Source organism: Streptomyces sp. NBC_00096, from assembly GCF_045041305.1.
Taxonomy (GTDB): Bacteria; Actinomycetota; Actinomycetes; order Streptomycetales; family Streptomycetaceae; genus Streptomyces.
Genome location: NZ_CP108221.1, coordinates 7,414,066 through 7,430,649 on the forward strand (window position 1 = coordinate 7,414,066; position 16,584 = coordinate 7,430,649).

A 16,584-nucleotide genomic window follows, 5' to 3' on the forward strand; every position below is an offset into this window, starting at 1 on the left:
GCGGCCGTGATCCGGAGATGAGCCACAGGGGCCGTGGCGGGGCACCGGCCCACAGGCCGCCGGTGCCCGTTCGGCTCGGCTCGGGTCCGCTCGGTTCCGTTCCGCTCCGCTCGGCTCGGGTCCGGTTCAGGCCTGGGTCGGGTCCCCGGGGATCAGGTGCACTTCGACCGGGTCGTTGCCGGGCTTCCCGCCCGGCCCGGGGCACGCCGACGCCCGAGCGGCGATCTCCAGGGCCCGGTCCTCGCTCTTGACGTCGACCACCCAGTACCCGGCCAGGATGGGGCCTGTCTGAGCCCGTCCATCGGTCACCTGAGGCCGCCCGTCCCTCCCGGCCCGCACCGTCTTGACCAGGGAGGGGCCGCCGAGGCCCTGCCCCTCCACCCACTCCCCGGCGGCGGTGAGGTCTTCGTTGAGGGCGTTCATGTGGGCGAACATGGCCTCCATGTCCTCCTTGGAGTACGCCGACATGATGGCGTCCCACTGATCGGCAGGCACGTTCATCTGGATCATGTACTTCATTTTCCTCACCCTTCCAGGGCGGCTGATGGGCTTCTCGGGCTTACAGAGACTCAGACGGCCGGACGCCGCAGAACTCATCGGCGTCCACGGCACCAAATTGCCGCAGTCGGCTGAAGTGCGCCTCCCGGGCCGCCACCGGCCCGCCCCCGGACACGGCCCCCGTCACCCGAACAGCCCTGGCCACGCACCCGAGTGAGCGCGGAACGGCGGCCGCGGCCAGAGGCCGGGCAGAACCGCCCGCGCCGGACGCGTCGCATCCAGCTCCGTTGCCGCTGCTCCTCCCGGGAAGTCCCAGCTGAGCGCCTGCATAGACTCATCGCGGTCTGATCAACCGACCACGTGTTGCGACAACTCCTAGAAATCGCCCGGCCGAACAGGGGGGCTTACCCGGCACACACACGTGTGCCAGAGAGACGGACTCTTCATGCACTGGCTCAGAGGAATGTGGGCAGCCGCCCGCTCCGGCGTACGCCTTCAGCCCCACCACCTCTGTGCCCCGCGGCTCGTCCTGCGGGCGACGGCCGGGCTCGCGCTGGCGGGGTTCGCCGGCTACTGGCTGTTCGGCCTCGCCGCGGGTGTACTCGCCATGTTCGGCGGGTTCATGACCGGGATCACGACCTTCCAGCGCAGCTGGCGACCCGACCCCGTGGTTCCGCTCGTCTGCGCGCTGACCATGGGCGCCACCACGTTCGTGGGATACCTCACCAGCGGCTCCCTGCCCCTGTTCCTCACCGCGGCCGCCGTGTGGACGTTCCTCGGCGGACTGTGCTGGTCACTGGGCGCGAACAGCGGCCCCATAGCCCTGAACAACATCGTGATCCTGCTGATCACCGTCACCCTGCCCAACAGCTTCGACCACGCGCTCGGCCAGGCCGCCTTCCTCACCGCGGGATCCCTGATCCAGGTCGTCCTCGTCATGTTCCCGCCGAACGAGCGGTGGCAGTGGCACCGCACCGTACTCGCCTCCGCCCTCACCGCCGAGGCCGACTACGCACGCGGGCTCAAAGACAACAACACCGTCCACTTCACGCCGGACTCGTTCCTCCAAGCCCGCGAGGCGGACACGCTCAGCCCCTGGCAGGCCGCGCACCAGCCCGCCGGCCTGCGAGGCGTACGGGGCCCCGCCGAGGAGATCCGCCCGATTCTCGCCTCCCTCGCCGACCCCGCCGCCACCGGACCGGACACCGACCTCAGCCGCCGGCAGGCGCGCGAACTCCTCGACACTGCCGCAACCGTCCTGGACGCGGTGGCCCACGCCGTCCGTCAGGGCGCGCGGGTCGCCCTTCCGCCGGACACGGCGGCCGCCCTCGCGCACCCGCAGGCCGCCACAGTGCCCGCAGACCCGGCCCCGCGCGCCGCCACCCACCTGCGCACCCTGCTCCACGACTTGATCGAAGCCGCGAACAGCCCCCGCCCAGGCCGTGAGAGCACCGACCCCGTGCGCCCCCCGATCCCCGAGCAGCTCAGACAAGCCGTACGCACGCTCCGCGGAGAACTGCGCCACGACTCACCGGTGCTCCGCCACTCCCTCCGCTCGACCGTCGTGGTCGTGGCCGGCTACCTGATCGGCCACAACCTGCCGCTCGGACACGGCTACTGGGTCGCCATGGTCGCCGTCCTGATCATGCGACCGGACTTCGCCCAGACCTACGGCCGCGTCGCCTCCCGTTTCACCGGCAACCTCATCGGCGTCACCCTCGCCAGCCTCACCCTCGCACTCGCCCACCCGAACGAGCTCGTCACCGGACTCCTCATCATCGGGTGCGGCGGACTGGTGTTCCTCTTCATGGAGACCGGCTACGCCGCCGTCCAGGCCGCCGGTTCCACCTACTGCATCCTCGGGCTCGGCCTGGCCGGCGAAAGCTGGTCCGACGCCATGCCCGCACGCTTCGCCCTCACCCTGCTCGGCGGGCTCCTCGCCATGGCCGCCTACGCCCTCTACCCCGCGTGGGAAACCTCCCTCCTGCGCGAACGCCTGGCCGAATGGATCGAGGCCAACCTCCACTACGCCGCCGCGGTCATCCACCAGTACGCCGAGCCGGCCGAACGCACCGCTCTGCGCACCCGCGACGCCGTCGTGGCAGCCCGCACCGCCCGACTGGCCTGGGAGCAGGCCCTCGTCCGTGCCGCCGACGAACCCGTACGCCACCGCGGCCTCCCGCCCGCCACAGCCGCCGCGGCTGGACAGGCCATCAAGGAGGCCGCCCGCATCACCATGCTCCTGGAAGGCAACCTCCCTCAATCCGGAACCGCTCCCGTCCCCGCCTCGTCCCCCCTCGCCACCGCCTTGCGGCAGTCCGCCCGGGAAGCCGCCGAATCGGTCCGCAACAACCGCGCCCCCACCTGGGAACCAGTCCGACAAGCACTCGCCGACTGGAACACCCCCAACCCCCAGGAGAAGGCCCTGCACCACGCGGGAACTCTCCTCAGCAACGCCCTCGACGACATCACCACTGCCCTTGACGCCACTGCCCTCGACACCACCGCGCCAGACATGCAGGGAACCCGCTGAAGAGGCGAGCGACGTCGCCGTGCGAACCGGCGTGTACAGCAATCAAACAGTTTCGACTCCATGCGGCACGCGCGGTGGCGGTGATTCTCGGCCTCCCAAATCATGAACTCACTTCAAAATACTCGAGGGTAGTAATTTGTCACCAATGCAGAAATGTCACGATCGGATAACGTTGCCTCTGAATCTGATCCAGTCGACGGGTGTCGCAATCTGCAACTCGGCTGCCCACCAGGCGAGTTGACCGTTCATCGGATTGCGTCACGAGATGACGGATCGGATCCTGCGGGCATCTCCCTCTTTGTCTGAATTGTGCGCGGTTGGTGTCTGGCAGGCTTTTGGGTGTTCCGGATACCTGACGCATGATTGAGGTGCAGATGTCACAGCGGCAATTGAAGGCACGTCGGCGGCGGCACAGGAAGCCCCGATTGGTCTTCTCGGGTGTGAGCGCGGTTTTCGCGGCGGCGATCGCGGCAGGTTACCTGTATGCCGGTGGGCTCGACGGCGCGAGCGCCACCCCACTCTCCGAAGCTCCGGCGCAGGCACAAAGGTTCGGTGGCAACGAGTCGCTGAACTGGTCCATTCCCGGTGGCGCGGCATCCGGTGTAAACGAACTGACATTTCCGATCACCGTAAACAGGGGCACGGCGCATCGCAGTGGTGCGTATTTCGCGATGCAGTACGGCTTCATGAATCAGAACGACGGCGGCTACACCGGACTGCAGCCGTATCCTGATGCCGACGGCCACCATCGGCTGCGCGGAGTCTTTTCAAGTTTCATCCAAGGCTCGGTCAGCACGGACCCGAATTGCTCGAACGGCGCCGACGGTGGCGCCGGAGTCAGCTGCGGTGTCGAATTCAATACCACCTATGGACACTCCTACGACGTTACCGTGAAGCGCATCGGCGAAAACTCGTGGAAGGGCGACATCCTGGACACCTCCGATGGGACCGTGATTCACATCGGCACGTACACATTGCCGGGAGGCTCGGGCCAGCTTCGAACCTCTCACGCTGGATTCGTCGAGTACTACAACGTACCGAGTTGCAGCGAGCAGCCAAGGTACGACGTCACCTTCGGGAACCCTCGATCCGGAGGCGTGCAGGGGACGTCGACTTGGGTCAAGGAGTACGGCGATTGCCCCGGCGCGGGAAACCTCTGGGTCGGCCCCTCCCGCGATGGCGTGCGCATCGCCCGAGGGTCCATCGGCTAGACCGTCTCTTTCGGATCTAGCCGGGCCCGCGCGGGGTGAGGGCAGGTTCGGTCGGGTCCCGGGGATTCCCGTCAGCTTCCGATTTATCCAAGACGGTCCGGCCGGTGTCATCGCAGGATGGTCGGTCCGGGCACTGCTCGGATCGAGGACGGGGGCTGGGTGTCCCGTGCCGCAGCTGAACACGGTATGACCGGGGGGACCTGCCGATGTACCGACCGCTCGCTCTGCTCGTGGCCTTCTACCTGTGCGTGGCGGGAATCTGGGCCGTGGCCACCACGCCCTGGTCGGGCGACGCCGTCCCGGCTCCGTCGGCAGCGGCGGCCCTGGTGGCGGGTCGAGCGCCGACCGGGCCGGGCGCCGCGCCCTCCACCGCGCCGTCCTCCGCCGCCCCCACCGTCCCGGCGGTATGGACGCTGAGCACCCTGCGCAACTACCTGGTCGCCGAGACCGCCGTGAAGGATCCCGGCGTCGCACTGGCCGACCTGGAACAGATCACTCTCAAGTCCCCCTATGTGGCGGGCTTCTGCCACCCCGTCACCCACGAGGTCGGACACGCCGCGCTGGCGAAGTACCACGGAGACTTCACCAAGGCGGTGTCCTTCCCCAACGACGTCTGCGGCTCCGGCTACCTGCACGGGGTGGTGGAGGAGAAACTGCAGGAGGCGCCGAACCCGTCCACCGCCGTCACCACCCTGTGCTCCCCGGCGCAGACCGGGGCCTGCATCCACGGCATAGGCCACGGCGCGATGTTCGTGTCCCACCTGGACGTCCCGGCCGCCGAGAAGATGTGCGACCGCTTTCCCCAGGCCAAACAGGTGACCTCATGCTCCGAGGGCATCTTCATGCAGCTGTTCGAGCCGGACGAGGGCGACCCGACCGCCCTGGCCAAGCTCCCGGCCGACAAGCTCGCCGCCGAAGCCCAGTACCCGTGCGCCGGGCAGCCGGCGGCCCACCAGAGCGCCTGCTACTTCTACGCGCCCATCTACTACCTGCAGACCCACGACTACGCCGCCAACCCCGAGGCCTTCGTCCAGGGACTCGCCTGGTGCCTCAAAGCACCCACCAGCGGCAGCCGTTCGGACTGCTCGCGGGGCATGGGCTCAAGGACGATGAAGTACAACATCGACCGCCCGGTGTGGGTGGCCGAGCAGTGCCAGCGGGCCCCGTCGGTCTGGCAGCGGCAGGCCTGCGCCGCAGGGATGGTCAGCTACTGGGACGTCAACTACGCGGACAAGACGGCGGCCAGGACCAGCCTCTGCCCGAAGCTGAGCGGCGAGGCCGCCGCGAACTGCCGCCTGGCCGCCCCAGGCAGCGGCTCCGCCGACTGACACGACGCCGGCGCCTTGCTCCCCCCTTGCGCTCCTCCCTCCCCTTCCTGTTCCCTTTCCCGTTCCTTCCGGACCCGTCCGCCGTACCGATCGGACCCCCGCCATGGACCAACCGCCCCACGCCACCGCTGCCGTAGCCCCCAGACCCAGATCCAGACTCACCCTGGCCCTCACCCCCAACCTCACCCCCGGCGCCGACCGCGCCGTCAGCCGCCACGCGCTGCTGCCTCTACGGCTCTTCCTCGGCGTCACCTTCATCTACGCCGGCCTGGACAAGCTTGCCGACCCGCACTACCTGGGCAGCCTCGCCGACCCCGCGTCCATGGCCGCACAGGCCCACGCGGTGGCGGCGCACAGCCCGATCGGTGCACTGCTCGACCGGGCCGCCGCCGCGCCCGTGCCCAGCGCACTGGCCATGGCCTTCGGCGAGCTCGCGGTGGGCTTCGGGGCACTGCTGGGCCTGTGGGGCAGGTTGGCCGCGCTCGGCGGGGCGGCCTTGAACCTGACCCTGTGGCTGAGCGTCAGCTGGGGCGTCCACCCGTACTACCTGGGCAATGACCTGATCTATCTGATGGCCTGGCTGCCGCTGGTCATCGCCGGGACGCCCCACCTCTCCCTGGACGCACTGATGTCCCGGCACGCCCGCAGGGGGGCGGCCGCCACCGGCGGCGCCCCAAACCGCGTCCGCCGTCAGATCCTGATGGACGGCGGCATCGCCACCCTGGCCGTCGCCGGAGCGGCCCTGCTGACCGGATCGGCGGTGGCCCGCAGCCGCCCGCGCACCAGGGCCGCGTCGGCGACCGCCGCCGCGCCCGCGGGCTCTGCCGCACCGACGGGCCCCGGGTTCGCCGCCGCCTCGGTTCCGCTCGGCGGTGCGCTGAGGGTCTCCGCACCGGGAAGCGGCGACCCCGTCTATGTCCAGCAACCGAAAGGCGGGCAGTACACCGCCCTGTCCGGGGTGTGCACCCACTCGCACTGCACCGTGAACCCGCCCAAGGACGGCCGCTTCCTCTGCCCCTGCCACAACTCCTGCTTCGACGCCACCACCGGCGCCGTCCTGCAGGGACCGGCGACCGAGGCCCTGGCCCGGTTCGGCATCACCCGCACCGGCGACCAGTTGCACCTGACGCCGACCGAGGGTTCCACCGACTGAGCCGAAAGCAGGGCGAGCCGCTCAGCCGCGGGCTGCCCGCGGCACCTGTGCGATCAGGAGGCTGAGGGATCTCAGCGAGAGGTTCGGTTTCGTCAGGGCCGTGGCCGAAGCCCGCCTGGTCGTCCCCGTACGCAACGTCGAACGTGCGGTGGGAGAGTGTCCGGGTACGGCTGTACCGGGCGTCCGCCAGCGGCACGTCGGCCGATCCGGCGATGGTCCGTCTGTACAACGCCGCGCACGCCCAGCGGCCCTGGACTCATGAACGGCAGGCCACCTGGGACCGGCTCATTCCCCGGGCCACGTGGAAGCCCGGGTCGCCGGCCGTGCGCACGGTGTATCGATCCCCGTGTCGTACCGGGACCTGTGCACGGCTTGGTTCCCCGGCGGGCGCTCGCCGTCGCTGCCGACCCCGTACGCGCACCGCCTGACCGGTACCAGCACTGCACAGACCTAGGCCTGTGGCCGCTTCGCTGGGGGGATGCGGGCGGCCGGCGGAGTGGATGATCATGCCTGGGTCAACCAGACGGCGTGGTCTGGCCTCCGCGCCCGGACGGGGCCGCGGCGCCGGCCGTCAGCCCGTGCGCTCCGAGGCCCGAGAAGGTTCCATGTCGTCCACACACCGGCAAGCAGCGGAACACCCGCTTCGCAGAACACTGCTGAGCCCGTCCGTCTGGGCCGTACCGGCGGGGCTGGTGAGCGTGCTGGCCCTGCTGCTCCCGCTGATCTACATGGGCGGGATCCTCGACCCGCGCGGCGACATGAAGAACCTGCCGATCGGGCTCGTGAGCGAGGACCGGGGGGCCACCGGTGCGGAAGCGCTCGGACCGCGGATCGCGGCATCCCTGCGCGCCGCGGATCCGGACCGGCACCTCGACTGGAAGCCGCTCGGCCTCGCCGAGGCGCGCCGGCAACTGGCCTCCGACGAGCTCTACGGAGTCCTCGTGATCCCGCCCGACTTCACCGCGAGGGTGCAGTCCCTCACCACCGGCGGTCACCAGGCGGCCCCTGCACCGGCCCGGCCCCGGATCGATGTGCTCACCAACCCGGGGGCCGGGAGCCTCGGCTCCTCGCTGGCGAGCTCAACCATGCAGCAGGCGGCCCACGGAGCCTCCCAGCGACTCGGTGCCGTGCTGCTCGCCGGGAACACCGCCGACGGTGTTCCCGATCCCGGCCCCGCGACACGGCTGCTGCTCGCCGATCCGGTGGAGGTGTCCGTCTCCGTGGGACACCCCATCGGCACGCGCACCGGCATGGGCCTGTCGGCCTTCTACTACGCGCTGCTCCTCGTGCTCATCGGATTCCTGAGCGCGGGGATCGTCAGCAGCGGCACCGACGTCGGACTCGGCTACGCCGCCAGCGATTTCGGACCGCTGCGCACGCACCGCCCCCTGGTGGCGATCAGCCGCCGCCAGGCCTTCCTGGTCAATACCGGGTTTACGGTGGCGCTCGCGCCGGTGACCGCCTTGCTGCTGTTGGCGGTCACCGTGGGATTCCTGGACATGGACGCCGGGCACCTGCCGCTGCTGTGGGTCTACTCCGTCTGCGCGACCGCCGCGGTCGGGGTGGGGGTGCAGGCCCTGACGTCCGTACTGGGGGCGCTGGGGCAGCCGGTCGCGATGCTGCTCTTCATCGCTCTGGCCCTGCCGTCCTCGGGCGGGACGATCCCGGTCCAGGCGGTGCCGGCGGCCTACCGGCTGCTGGCGGAGTTCGAGCCGATGCGGCAGGTCACGGACGGGGTCAGGGCCATCTTCTACTTCGGGGCGCAGGCCGATGCGGGTCTGACCCGGGCGTGGGCGATGACGGGAGCCGGTCTGGTCGCGGCACTGCTGCTGGGCCTGGCGGTGACCACCTACTACGACCGCCGTGGCCTGCACCGGCTCGCCCGGTGAGACCGCGGGGCGGAGTGCCGCGCCGAAAGGGGGAACCGGTGGGCGGAATCCGACGGCCGTGGCGGGGGCGCCGGCCCGTGGTGCGGGCCGGGGGCGTTCCCGACGCGCCCCGGTGGCACGCGTACGGCGCTCCGGTGTCCGGCGCACCGATCCCGAGCACAGGCAGGTCCCGGGACGGCCGCAGCAGTGGGTGCCGTCCGACGGCCCCGAAGGAAGGCAGGACACGATGACGGGAACGCAGTGGACCGCACGGGCCCGGACGGCCATTGACCAGGGTCCGCCCCACGGCACGAATGACGCATCGTCATCCTGGTCGGTTGCGGACGCGGCGGCCCTCGCCGTGCTGGCTCTGGCAGCCGTCATCGGCCTCCTGGGGATCACGGCCCGCCTGCACGACCTCGACGCGGTCGCGTTCGTCGCCGGTACGTGTCTGGTGGTGGTGGCCGGCTGGGGGGTCCACACCCGGTCGGGCCGTCAGGACCTCGCGTCCGGGAGGGCGTGCGACCAGCCGTGCCCGGGCAGGACCGGCTGCCCGTGCCGCGCGGACCGGGGGGAACCGCATCCCGGGCCGGATCGCCTTGGTCGATAGCGCAGCGCCGCGTATCTCCTTGGCGGCAAGTACCCAGGGCTGTACGTAGCGTTCGGGCTGTCTGCAGGCAGCGCCCGCCGCCGGCCGCACCTGTGCCTGCCCCCAACTCGCCCCGTGGAAAGCAGGCATGGAGATTCTGGAGGTGCTCGCTCTCATAGCGGGAAGCGTGGCCGTCGGAGCCGCGGCGCGGCGCGGGCCGGTGCCCGCACCGCTGCTCCTGGTGGTCATCGGCCTGGTGCTGGCCACCGTGCCGGGAGTGCCCGCGTACGCGCTGGACCCGGCAGTCGTCATCCCCTTGATGCTGCCACCGCTGCTGTACGGTGCGGCGTCGGACAGCTCGTACCCGGACCTGGTGGCCGCGATCCGGCCGGTGCTCTGGCTGGCGATCGGCTACGTGCTCTTCGCCGCGCTCGCGGTCGGCTACGGAGTCCACCTGCTGGTGCCCGGCATGCCGCTGACCTCCGCACTGGTCCTCGGCGCGGTCCTCGCACCGCCCGATGCGGTGGCGGCCACCGCGATCGCGCGCAAGCTCCGGCTGCCCCCTCGGATCACCGCCATCCTGGAGGGCGAGTCGCTGGCCAACGATGCCACGGCGATCACCCTCTTCAAGGTGATGCTCGCCGTATCGGTGGGGGAGGGCACCGGCTGGGCGGGCGGCCTGGCCGAGTTCCTGACGACCGCGGTGGGCGGGGTCGCCACCGGACTGGTGCTGATGGTGCCGATCCACTGGATGCGCCGCCGGCTGAGGGAACCCGTCCTGCACAACATCCTCTCGCTGCTGATGCCCTTCGCGGTGTTCGCCCTCGCGGAGCGGCTGCACACCTCCGGAGTGCTCGCCGTCGTCGTGGTGGCCCTGTACCTCGGACACCGGTCCTGGGAGGTCGACTTCGCGGCCCGCCTGCAGGAGACGGCGGTATGGCGCATGCTCGTCTTCGCCCTCGAATCCGTGGTCTTCGCCCTGATCGGGCTGCAGTTGCCACGGGTCCTCGACGGACTGGAGGCGTACGGTGCGGGGCAGCTGGTCCGGTACGCGGTGTCGGTCTTCCTGCTGGTCGTGGCGGTCCGGCTGCTGTGGGTCTTCCCCTGGACCTTCCTGCCGAGGCTGCTCAGCGCCCGGATCCGCCGCCGCGAGCCCGACACGAGCTGGAGATCGACCCTCATCGTGGGATGGTCGGGCATGCGGGGGGTGGTCTCCCTGGCGGTCGCCTTCTCCATCCCGGCGACGACGCCGGGGCCCGCGGGGGAGGAGGCCTTCCCCGCCCGGAGCCTCATCCTCTTCCTCACCTTCACCACCGTGATCTCCACGCTCCTCGTCCAGGGTTTCACCCTGACACCGCTGGTACGGCTGGTGAAGCTGCCAAGCCGTGATCGGGCCGAGGAGGCGCGGGCCGCGGCGCAGGCCCAGCAGGCGGCGTCACGTGCGGCCGAAGCCCGGATCGAAGAACTCCTCCGCGACAGGCGCAACGTGCTGCCCCCGCCGCTGGAGGAGCGGCTGCGCCGGATGCCCGGGCGGCGGCTGAGCGCCGTGGAGGACGCGGCCCGGGAGCACTACGGCGCCCTGCCCGAAGAGGAGCGCGCGCACGTCACCTACCGGCGGCTCGCGGCCGAACTCCTCGCCGAGGAACGGCGCGTCCTGGTGGACCTGAGGGACCGGCGCCGGCTCGACACGGAGACGATGCGGCTGCTCGTACGCCGGCTGGATCTGGAGGAAGCGATCTTGTACAGCACAGGAGCGGCCGAGCGAGGGCAATCCTGACCCCCGGGGACTGTCACGGCCGCGACGTCGAGGTACCCAGACCCGTCCGTACGCGGCGACCTGCCGGGAGGCCCGGTGTGCACGGCGGACTGACCGCGAGGGCTGGCGGCCCGCCTGCCGGCAGGGGACCGTGTGCTGACCGGGACTACGGAGAAAGAAGGCAGGGCATCACCATGGCAGGGGAACCGGTGGCGAAGCAGGAGCGGTACTTCACGGTGGCCGTCTTCGGCGGCGTGTGCCTGGCGCTGTTGCTCGCCCGGGTGTTCGGCGGCCGGTCCGGCCGGCCGTGTGGCGGGCCCCCGGACGAGTCCGGGCCCGACGACGTGCGGGACCTGGAGCGGGCACTGGGCGGCGGTTCGCTGGAGCTCCATTACCAGCCGCAGGTGACCTTGTGCGGCAGAGCTGCCGGCATGGAGGCGCTGCTGCGCCGCCGGCGGCTGGACGGCGGGCGGGAGTTGCCGGGCCCGCTGATCGAGCGCGCGGAGCGCGACGGGTTGATGCCCCCTCTGACGCGGTACGTGCTCGACACGGCGATCGCCCAGGCAGCCGCATGGCGGGAGGAGGGACTCGCGGTCCCGGTCTCGGTCAACATCTCCCCGGCGTGCGCTCTGGCCCCCGGTTTCCCCGTGGTGGTGCGCGACCTCCTGCGCGGGCACGGCCTGCCGGGCGAGTCGCTGACGGTCGAGGTGACGGAGAGCTCGGAGACGCGCGACGTGGCCGCGCTGGCCGTGGCCCTTGCCGAGCTGCGCGGACTCGGTGTCCGTACCTCCCTGGACGACTTCGGAACCGGGCACTCCTCGATCGTCCGGCTGCGGGAACTGCCTCTCGACGAGATGAAGATCGACCGGTCCTTCGTCTCGCGGATGGCCGAAGACCCGCGGGACGCGGCCGTGGTCCGGTGTTCGGTGGACCTGGCACATTCCCTGGGGCTGGACGTGGTGGCCGAGGGGGTGGAGAGCCGGCAGGACGTGCATCTGCTGGAGGCGATGGGCGTCCCGGTGGTCCAGGGCTGGCTCGTGTCGCCGGCGCTGCCCGCGGCCGACGCGACCGGGTGGCTGCGGCAAGCCGAGGGATCGGCCCAACGCGGGTGAGGGGCCCGGGCGTCGGCCCGGACCCCTCACCGTGTAGGACGGTGGCCCCGAAGGACCAGTGGCAATGACCAGTGGTCTAGTTCGTCCGCACGCTCTCGGCAGCATCCAGGATGATGCCGCTCACGGCCTTCGGCTGCGAGACGGCGGCGGCGTGCGCCGCGTCCACCTCAACGGTGTGCGCACCGGCGCGCTCGGCCATGAATCGCTGGGCTGCCGGCGGGATGGCCTTGTCCTGCTGCGCCACGAGGTACCAGGAGGGGATGGACTGCCAGGCGGCGTACGTGCTCCGGTCGCCCAGGCTGGACGCCTCGATCGGGCGCTGCGTCGCCGCCATGACGGACGCCTTCCACGCGGGCACGTCGCCGGCGAAGGCCTGGCGGAACTTGTCCGGTTTGATGTACAGGTCCGCCCCGGCAGTGCCGTCGGCGCGGGTGTAGGGCACCGGGTTGAGGGACTCGGGCAGTTGGCTGCCGGGGAACCTGCCGAGTACGTCGTTGGCGCTCTCGCCCTTGTCGGGGGCGATGGCCGCGATGTACACGAGAGCCTTGACCTGCGGGGAAACGGCGGCAGCATTGGTGATCACTTCGCCGCCGTAGGAGTGGCCCGCGAGTACCACCGGCCCCGTGATGCCCTTGAGGAGCTCGGCCACGTAGGCCGAGTCGGAGGAGAGGCCGCGCAGCGGATTGGCAGCGGCCACGACCTTGTAGCCGCGCGCCTGGAGGCGCTGGACGACGTCGTTCCACCCCGACGAGTCGGCGAAGGCACCGTGCACCAGAACGATGGTCGGCTTTACTTGGGGGCTGCTCGTGGCGGAGGCGCCGGTGCCCAGTGTGGCTGTTGCCAGCGCGATGACCGTGGTGGCCGCGATCGTGGCCGCAGTCCTGTTGATTTTCAACTTTCGGTTCCTTTCCGGATTCCTCCCGATTTTGGGCGGTCGGTGCGGCGCTGCCATCGGTCCTTGGGCGCGGCCGGGCGCCGGAGTTCGTCTCCCCCGGATGTGCGTACCGCCGGGGGTTGCCGGGCCACCGCGTCATGTGCTGCACGTGCGGGTCGCCGGGCAGCCGGCTGCCCGAATCGCTGTCCCGCCCCTCCTTCACCGCGCGCCCGGCAGGTGATTGGTTGCCACCAGCGACGCTGCTGGCGCATCAAGCGCATGGAGAAGGGAACAGGACATGCCGAATACGAGAACCACGTCGGGGACGGTGCTGTGGCGCTCCCCACGGGGCGAGTTCGGGCTCATCACCCCGGACGGGGACGGTCAGCCCGATCTGTTCGTCCACCGCTGCGACATGGCCACCGAGCCCGGTGCGGGTCAGCCGGCCGAGGGCGACGCGGTCGTGTACGAGCTGTGCGACAGCGCCCGCGGGCCGTGGGCCCGCAACGTCCGCAAACGGGACTGAACCGCCTGCGGGCACGTGCACATGCGCAAGGGCCTGGCCTTCACTTGGTGAAGTCCAGGCCCTTGCACGTGGCCGGCACCGCGGTACCCGGTGCCGGCGTGCTCAGAAGCCCGCCGCCTTGAGGTCGGTGCCGAGGACGAGCGTGACCGAGGTCGCCGGAGCGTCGCCCCGCTGCCGGAGCCGGTTGGCGTCGAGTCCGAACGCGGCGGCCAGTTCGAGCGCCGCCGGCTTCCCCTGGGGTCCGTACCGGATCACCGTCGTGTCCAGCACGGGGTGTTCGTCGCCGGTGCCCGCGGTACGGAAGCCGGCCGCGGCCGCCTTCCGGGAGGCGGCCGCGGCCTTGCCGGGCACCGTGGTGCTGTTGAGGACCTTGACCTTGATGTCCTGCCGCTTGAGGGTCTTGCCGGCGTCCGTGGTCGACTGCGTGCCGGACGCGTCGAGCGGCCGGCCCTTCTTGTCGACGGGCTTGTCGTCGCGGAGGGCGGCGAAGAGTTCCTCGGCCGCGGGCTTCCAGACGACGTTGGCCTTGTCGGAGGGGACGTCGAGCTCGCGCGGGTAGTTCGGGACCGTGACGAACGTCAGCTTGTCCTTGGGCATCGCCTGGAAGTCCTTGCCGAGGGCGAGCAGCCCGGAGAGGCCCCCGAGCTTGTTGTCGACCGTCAGGGACTTGGTCGCGGCGCCGGCCATCCGGTACATCGCGCGCGGGTCGAGCTTCTTTGCCTGTACGGTCGCGAATATCGCGTTGAGGAGTTCCTGCTGGCGGCCGATGCGGCCGATGTCGCTGCCGTCGCCGAGCGCGTAGCGGGCCCGGGCGAACCCCAGCGCCTTCTCGCCGTTGAGCTTCTGGCAGCCGGCGGGCAGCGAGAGCTTCGCCTTCTTGTCCTTGATCGCTTCGGGCAGGCACATCCGGACACCGCCGAGCGCGTTCACCATGTCCTTGAAGCCGGAGAAGTCGATCTCCATGAAATGGTCGATGTGCAGTCCCGTGTTGTGCTCGACCGTTTTGATGGCGCAGGCCGCGCCGCCCGCCACGCCGCCGTTGGAGCTGCCGACCGCGAAGGCGCTGTTGATCTTTCCCTTGGTCGGCCGGGAGGTCTTGCCGTTGCCGATGTCGCAGCTGGGGACGTCGACCCAGGAATCGCGGGGCAACGATACGACGGTGGCCTGCTTGTGATCCGCGGACAGGTGCAGAACCATCAGCGTGTCGGACTGCTGGCCGGTGTACCCCTTGCCGTAGGCATCGCCGGTCCCCTTCCGGCTGTCCGAACCGATCAGCGCGATGTTCAGGGCGCCGCGCGGGGACTGCGCCGGCCGGTCGTCCCCGAGGGACGTGGTGAGGTCCGCCGTCTTGATGTTGCCGTTCAGCTGCGAGTAGAAGGCGTACGCGAGGGAGCCGCCGCCCACGGCCACCACCAGCGCCGTGACGACCCCGGCCCTGATCAGGGTGCGGCGCCGGTTCCGGGAACGGCTGCGGGCCCGGGCCTCCTGCCGGGACAACGGCCGTCCTCCCGGCGGATCGACCTCGGCCGGCCGGGCGGTCACCCGGCGGCGGGCCCTGCTCACCGGCGGGTCCGCTTGTGGTCCGGGGACCCCGCTGCCACCAGCTGCCACAGCCCCTGCCGCACCCGGTAGAAGGTCCGCCGCACGGCGCGGACGTCCGAGCCGTGCGGCGGGGAGGCGGCGGCTGCGATGTCGACGAGGGTGGACGGCATGTCGGGCCTTTCGGTGGGACGGCAGCGCGTGGGCGTGCCGGGGGTGGTGTCCATCGTGAGACCGGGAACCTTGCGGTCCGCCTAATGCCGGGCTACGGGGGCCTGATCCGCGCGGAGCGCTCAAGGGCCGTGGACGATGGCCATGCCCTGCACGGCGCCGCTCCGGTCCGTGTAGAACACGCGTTGGACGCCCGCCTCCCACAGGGCCTGCTGGCAGCGGCGGCAGGGCCGGGCCATGGCCGGGCGCAGCCGGGCGTCCACCCGGGCGACGTACATGGTGGCTCCTTCGGTGCGCCGGGCCCGCCGGAGCGTGGCCACCTCGGCGTGGAAGGTGCTGTTGCGGAAGTCCACGGAGGGGGCGTTGCGCCGCTTGTTGGGGGCGGCGGCCAGGATGCGGTTGCCGTGGACGAGTACGGCGCCCATCGGATAGCGGCAGCCCGAACGGGAGGCCTGGCGCAGCGCGGCCTGCATCCAGCCGGGACGGGACAGGCGGGACTCGGGAACGTCGACGGCGAGCATGCGTTCTCCTGCGGACGGGCCGTGCCTGGGCCCGGAGACTCCGGGGAGCGGAGTTCCGGGGCGCGTGGTGTCGCAGGAGCCAGCGTCCCGCCGGCAGCAGTACGGCGGGATCCCCTGACCGGGCCGGGCGGCGGGGGAGGGAGCCTCCACCGGTCCGGGCCCTGCGTTCAGGCCGCGAAGGTGGAGAAGGCGGAGAAGGTGGCGGGGACGGCGGCCGGGCGGAGGGGCAGCTCCGCCCCCATGATCGCGTACGGCTCCGCATCGGAACCGGCGGAGCCCGTGCTCGCCAGGTCGCGGTAGCCGTGGCGGTGGTACAGCCGGCGGGCGGGCGTCGGCCGGTGGGGCGTCGTCAGGATCACCCGGCGCTCCGTCGCGCGCTCGCACAGGGAGGTGAGCAGGAGCGTGCCCAGCCCTCGGCGCTGGAAGGCGGGCAGCACGTGCATCTCGCAGAGGTAGAACGCGTCCTCGGCCCAGGCGTGCCGGCCGGCCGCCTGCAGGGTCGCGGTGACCGGCCCCCGCCACCCGTAGGGCTCGCGGGCCGCGATCCCGTAGGCGAAGCCCACGAGCCGGCCGCCTTCGAAGGCGCCGAGGGCGGTCAGCTCGCACGCCCCGCGGGCGCGGCGCTCCGGGATCCGGTGGTCGAGCGCGCGGGGCGGCATGCCGAGGGCCTGTGCCTGGACCCGGAGGGTGTCCTCGGCCAAGGCGGCGACATCGATGTCCAGGACCTTCAAAGCGGTGCGTGCGGTGCGGACTTGCATGGTGCGGGCCTTTGGCAGGGAGGGGCGGGGAGGCCGGCCGGGGCGGCGCCCGGGCGGCTGGCTCGACCCGATCACGGTGCGGACGGGGCGGGCAATCCCGTTCAGGCAGCCGTGGGGCCGCAGGAGGGCCCGATGCGCAAGGTACGG

Annotated in this window: 14 protein-coding genes and 1 pseudogene; 9 read left to right on the top strand and 6 right to left on the bottom strand. The window is 71.2% G+C overall.

Annotation, left to right across the window (positions count from 1 at the left end; translation table 11 throughout):
• Window positions 1-126 precede the first annotated feature (126 nt).
• The gene (locus tag OG904_RS33220; protein ID WP_405497456.1) at window positions 127-519 is read right to left on the bottom strand and encodes a YciI family protein; all 393 of its coding nucleotides are present in this window, start codon (window positions 517-519) and stop codon (window positions 127-129) included.
• 424 nt (window positions 520-943) lie between these two features.
• Between OG904_RS33220 and OG904_RS33225 the strand changes: the two genes are divergently transcribed.
• The 8 genes and pseudogenes from OG904_RS33225 (at window position 944) to OG904_RS33260 (ending at window position 12,048) form a co-directional block, all read left to right on the top strand.
• Window positions 944-3,031 carry an FUSC family protein gene (locus OG904_RS33225; RefSeq protein WP_405497458.1) on the top strand — a complete coding sequence of 696 codons (2,088 nt, stop codon included), beginning with the start codon at window positions 944-946 and terminating at the stop codon, window positions 3,029-3,031.
• 359 nt (window positions 3,032-3,390) lie between these two features.
• Entirely contained in the window at window positions 3,391-4,242 is an 852-nt protein-coding gene (locus OG904_RS33230; RefSeq protein WP_405497460.1) for a hypothetical protein, read from the top strand.
• 206 nt (window positions 4,243-4,448) lie between these two features.
• On the top strand, window positions 4,449-5,570 hold the full coding sequence (locus OG904_RS33235; protein WP_405497462.1) for a hypothetical protein: 1,122 nt from the start codon (window positions 4,449-4,451) through the stop codon (window positions 5,568-5,570).
• A gap of 103 nt (window positions 5,571-5,673) precedes the next feature.
• A pseudogene (locus OG904_RS33240) lies at window positions 5,674-6,219 on the top strand (DoxX family protein); the annotation flags it as partial.
• Window positions 6,220-6,270: 51 nt separating this feature from the next.
• Entirely contained in the window at window positions 6,271-6,723 is a 453-nt protein-coding gene (locus OG904_RS33245; RefSeq protein WP_405498403.1) for a Rieske (2Fe-2S) protein, read from the top strand.
• 605 nt (window positions 6,724-7,328) lie between these two features.
• Window positions 7,329-8,612, top strand: a complete 1,284-nt coding sequence (locus OG904_RS33250) for a YhgE/Pip domain-containing protein (RefSeq protein WP_405497464.1) — start codon at window positions 7,329-7,331, stop codon at window positions 8,610-8,612.
• A gap of 716 nt (window positions 8,613-9,328) precedes the next feature.
• A complete protein-coding gene (locus OG904_RS33255; protein ID WP_405497466.1) occupies window positions 9,329-10,957 on the top strand; it encodes a Na+/H+ antiporter in 1,629 nt (542 codons plus the stop codon).
• A 173-nt stretch (window positions 10,958-11,130) separates the two neighbouring features.
• Entirely contained in the window at window positions 11,131-12,048 is a 918-nt protein-coding gene (locus OG904_RS33260) for an EAL domain-containing protein (protein WP_405497468.1), read from the top strand.
• Window positions 12,049-12,124: 76 nt separating this feature from the next.
• Here OG904_RS33260 and OG904_RS33265 read toward each other — a convergent pair whose 3' ends face one another.
• The gene (locus OG904_RS33265) at window positions 12,125-12,943 is read right to left on the bottom strand and encodes an alpha/beta fold hydrolase (RefSeq protein ID WP_405497470.1); all 819 of its coding nucleotides are present in this window, start codon (window positions 12,941-12,943) and stop codon (window positions 12,125-12,127) included.
• Between the two features lie 277 nt (window positions 12,944-13,220).
• Here OG904_RS33265 and OG904_RS33270 point away from each other — a divergent pair, with 277 nt between their 5' ends.
• Entirely contained in the window at window positions 13,221-13,448 is a 228-nt protein-coding gene (locus tag OG904_RS33270; RefSeq protein WP_405497472.1) for a cold-shock protein, read from the top strand.
• Between the two features lie 102 nt (window positions 13,449-13,550).
• Here the strand turns inward: OG904_RS33270 and OG904_RS33275 are convergent, their stop codons facing one another.
• From OG904_RS33275 to OG904_RS33290, 4 genes are all read right to left on the bottom strand, one after another.
• Complete coding sequence (locus OG904_RS33275; protein WP_405497474.1) at window positions 13,551-15,011, bottom strand: LCP family protein; 1,461 nt, start codon at window positions 15,009-15,011, stop codon at window positions 13,551-13,553.
• Window positions 15,008-15,214, bottom strand: a complete 207-nt coding sequence (locus OG904_RS33280) for a hypothetical protein (protein WP_405497476.1) — start codon at window positions 15,212-15,214, stop codon at window positions 15,008-15,010. The genes OG904_RS33275 and OG904_RS33280 overlap by 4 nt, the downstream gene beginning before the upstream one ends.
• A 66-nt stretch (window positions 15,215-15,280) precedes the next feature.
• Window positions 15,281-15,679, bottom strand: a complete 399-nt coding sequence (locus OG904_RS33285) for a deaminase (RefSeq protein ID WP_405497478.1) — start codon at window positions 15,677-15,679, stop codon at window positions 15,281-15,283.
• Between the two features lie 167 nt (window positions 15,680-15,846).
• A complete protein-coding gene (locus tag OG904_RS33290; RefSeq protein WP_405497480.1) occupies window positions 15,847-16,437 on the bottom strand; it encodes a GNAT family N-acetyltransferase in 591 nt (196 codons plus the stop codon).
• Window positions 16,438-16,584: the final 147 nt, after the last annotated feature.

Coding starts and splice junctions, on each gene's coding strand:
- OG904_RS33220 (WP_405497456.1), bottom strand. CDS start 519: ATGAAGTACATGATCCAGATGAACGTGCCTGCCGATCAGTGGGACGCC.
- OG904_RS33225 (WP_405497458.1), top strand. CDS start 944: ATGCACTGGCTCAGAGGAATGTGGGCAGCCGCCCGCTCCGGCGTACGC.
- OG904_RS33230 (WP_405497460.1), top strand. CDS start 3,391: ATGATTGAGGTGCAGATGTCACAGCGGCAATTGAAGGCACGTCGGCGG.
- OG904_RS33235 (WP_405497462.1), top strand. CDS start 4,449: ATGTACCGACCGCTCGCTCTGCTCGTGGCCTTCTACCTGTGCGTGGCG.
- OG904_RS33245 (WP_405498403.1), top strand. CDS start 6,271: ATGGACGGCGGCATCGCCACCCTGGCCGTCGCCGGAGCGGCCCTGCTG.
- OG904_RS33250 (WP_405497464.1), top strand. CDS start 7,329: ATGTCGTCCACACACCGGCAAGCAGCGGAACACCCGCTTCGCAGAACA.
- OG904_RS33255 (WP_405497466.1), top strand. CDS start 9,329: ATGGAGATTCTGGAGGTGCTCGCTCTCATAGCGGGAAGCGTGGCCGTC.
- OG904_RS33260 (WP_405497468.1), top strand. CDS start 11,131: ATGGCAGGGGAACCGGTGGCGAAGCAGGAGCGGTACTTCACGGTGGCC.
- OG904_RS33270 (WP_405497472.1), top strand. CDS start 13,221: ATGCCGAATACGAGAACCACGTCGGGGACGGTGCTGTGGCGCTCCCCA.
- OG904_RS33280 (WP_405497476.1), bottom strand. CDS start 15,214: ATGGACACCACCCCCGGCACGCCCACGCGCTGCCGTCCCACCGAAAGG.
- OG904_RS33285 (WP_405497478.1), bottom strand. CDS start 15,679: ATGCTCGCCGTCGACGTTCCCGAGTCCCGCCTGTCCCGTCCCGGCTGG.
- OG904_RS33290 (WP_405497480.1), bottom strand. CDS start 16,437: ATGCAAGTCCGCACCGCACGCACCGCTTTGAAGGTCCTGGACATCGAT.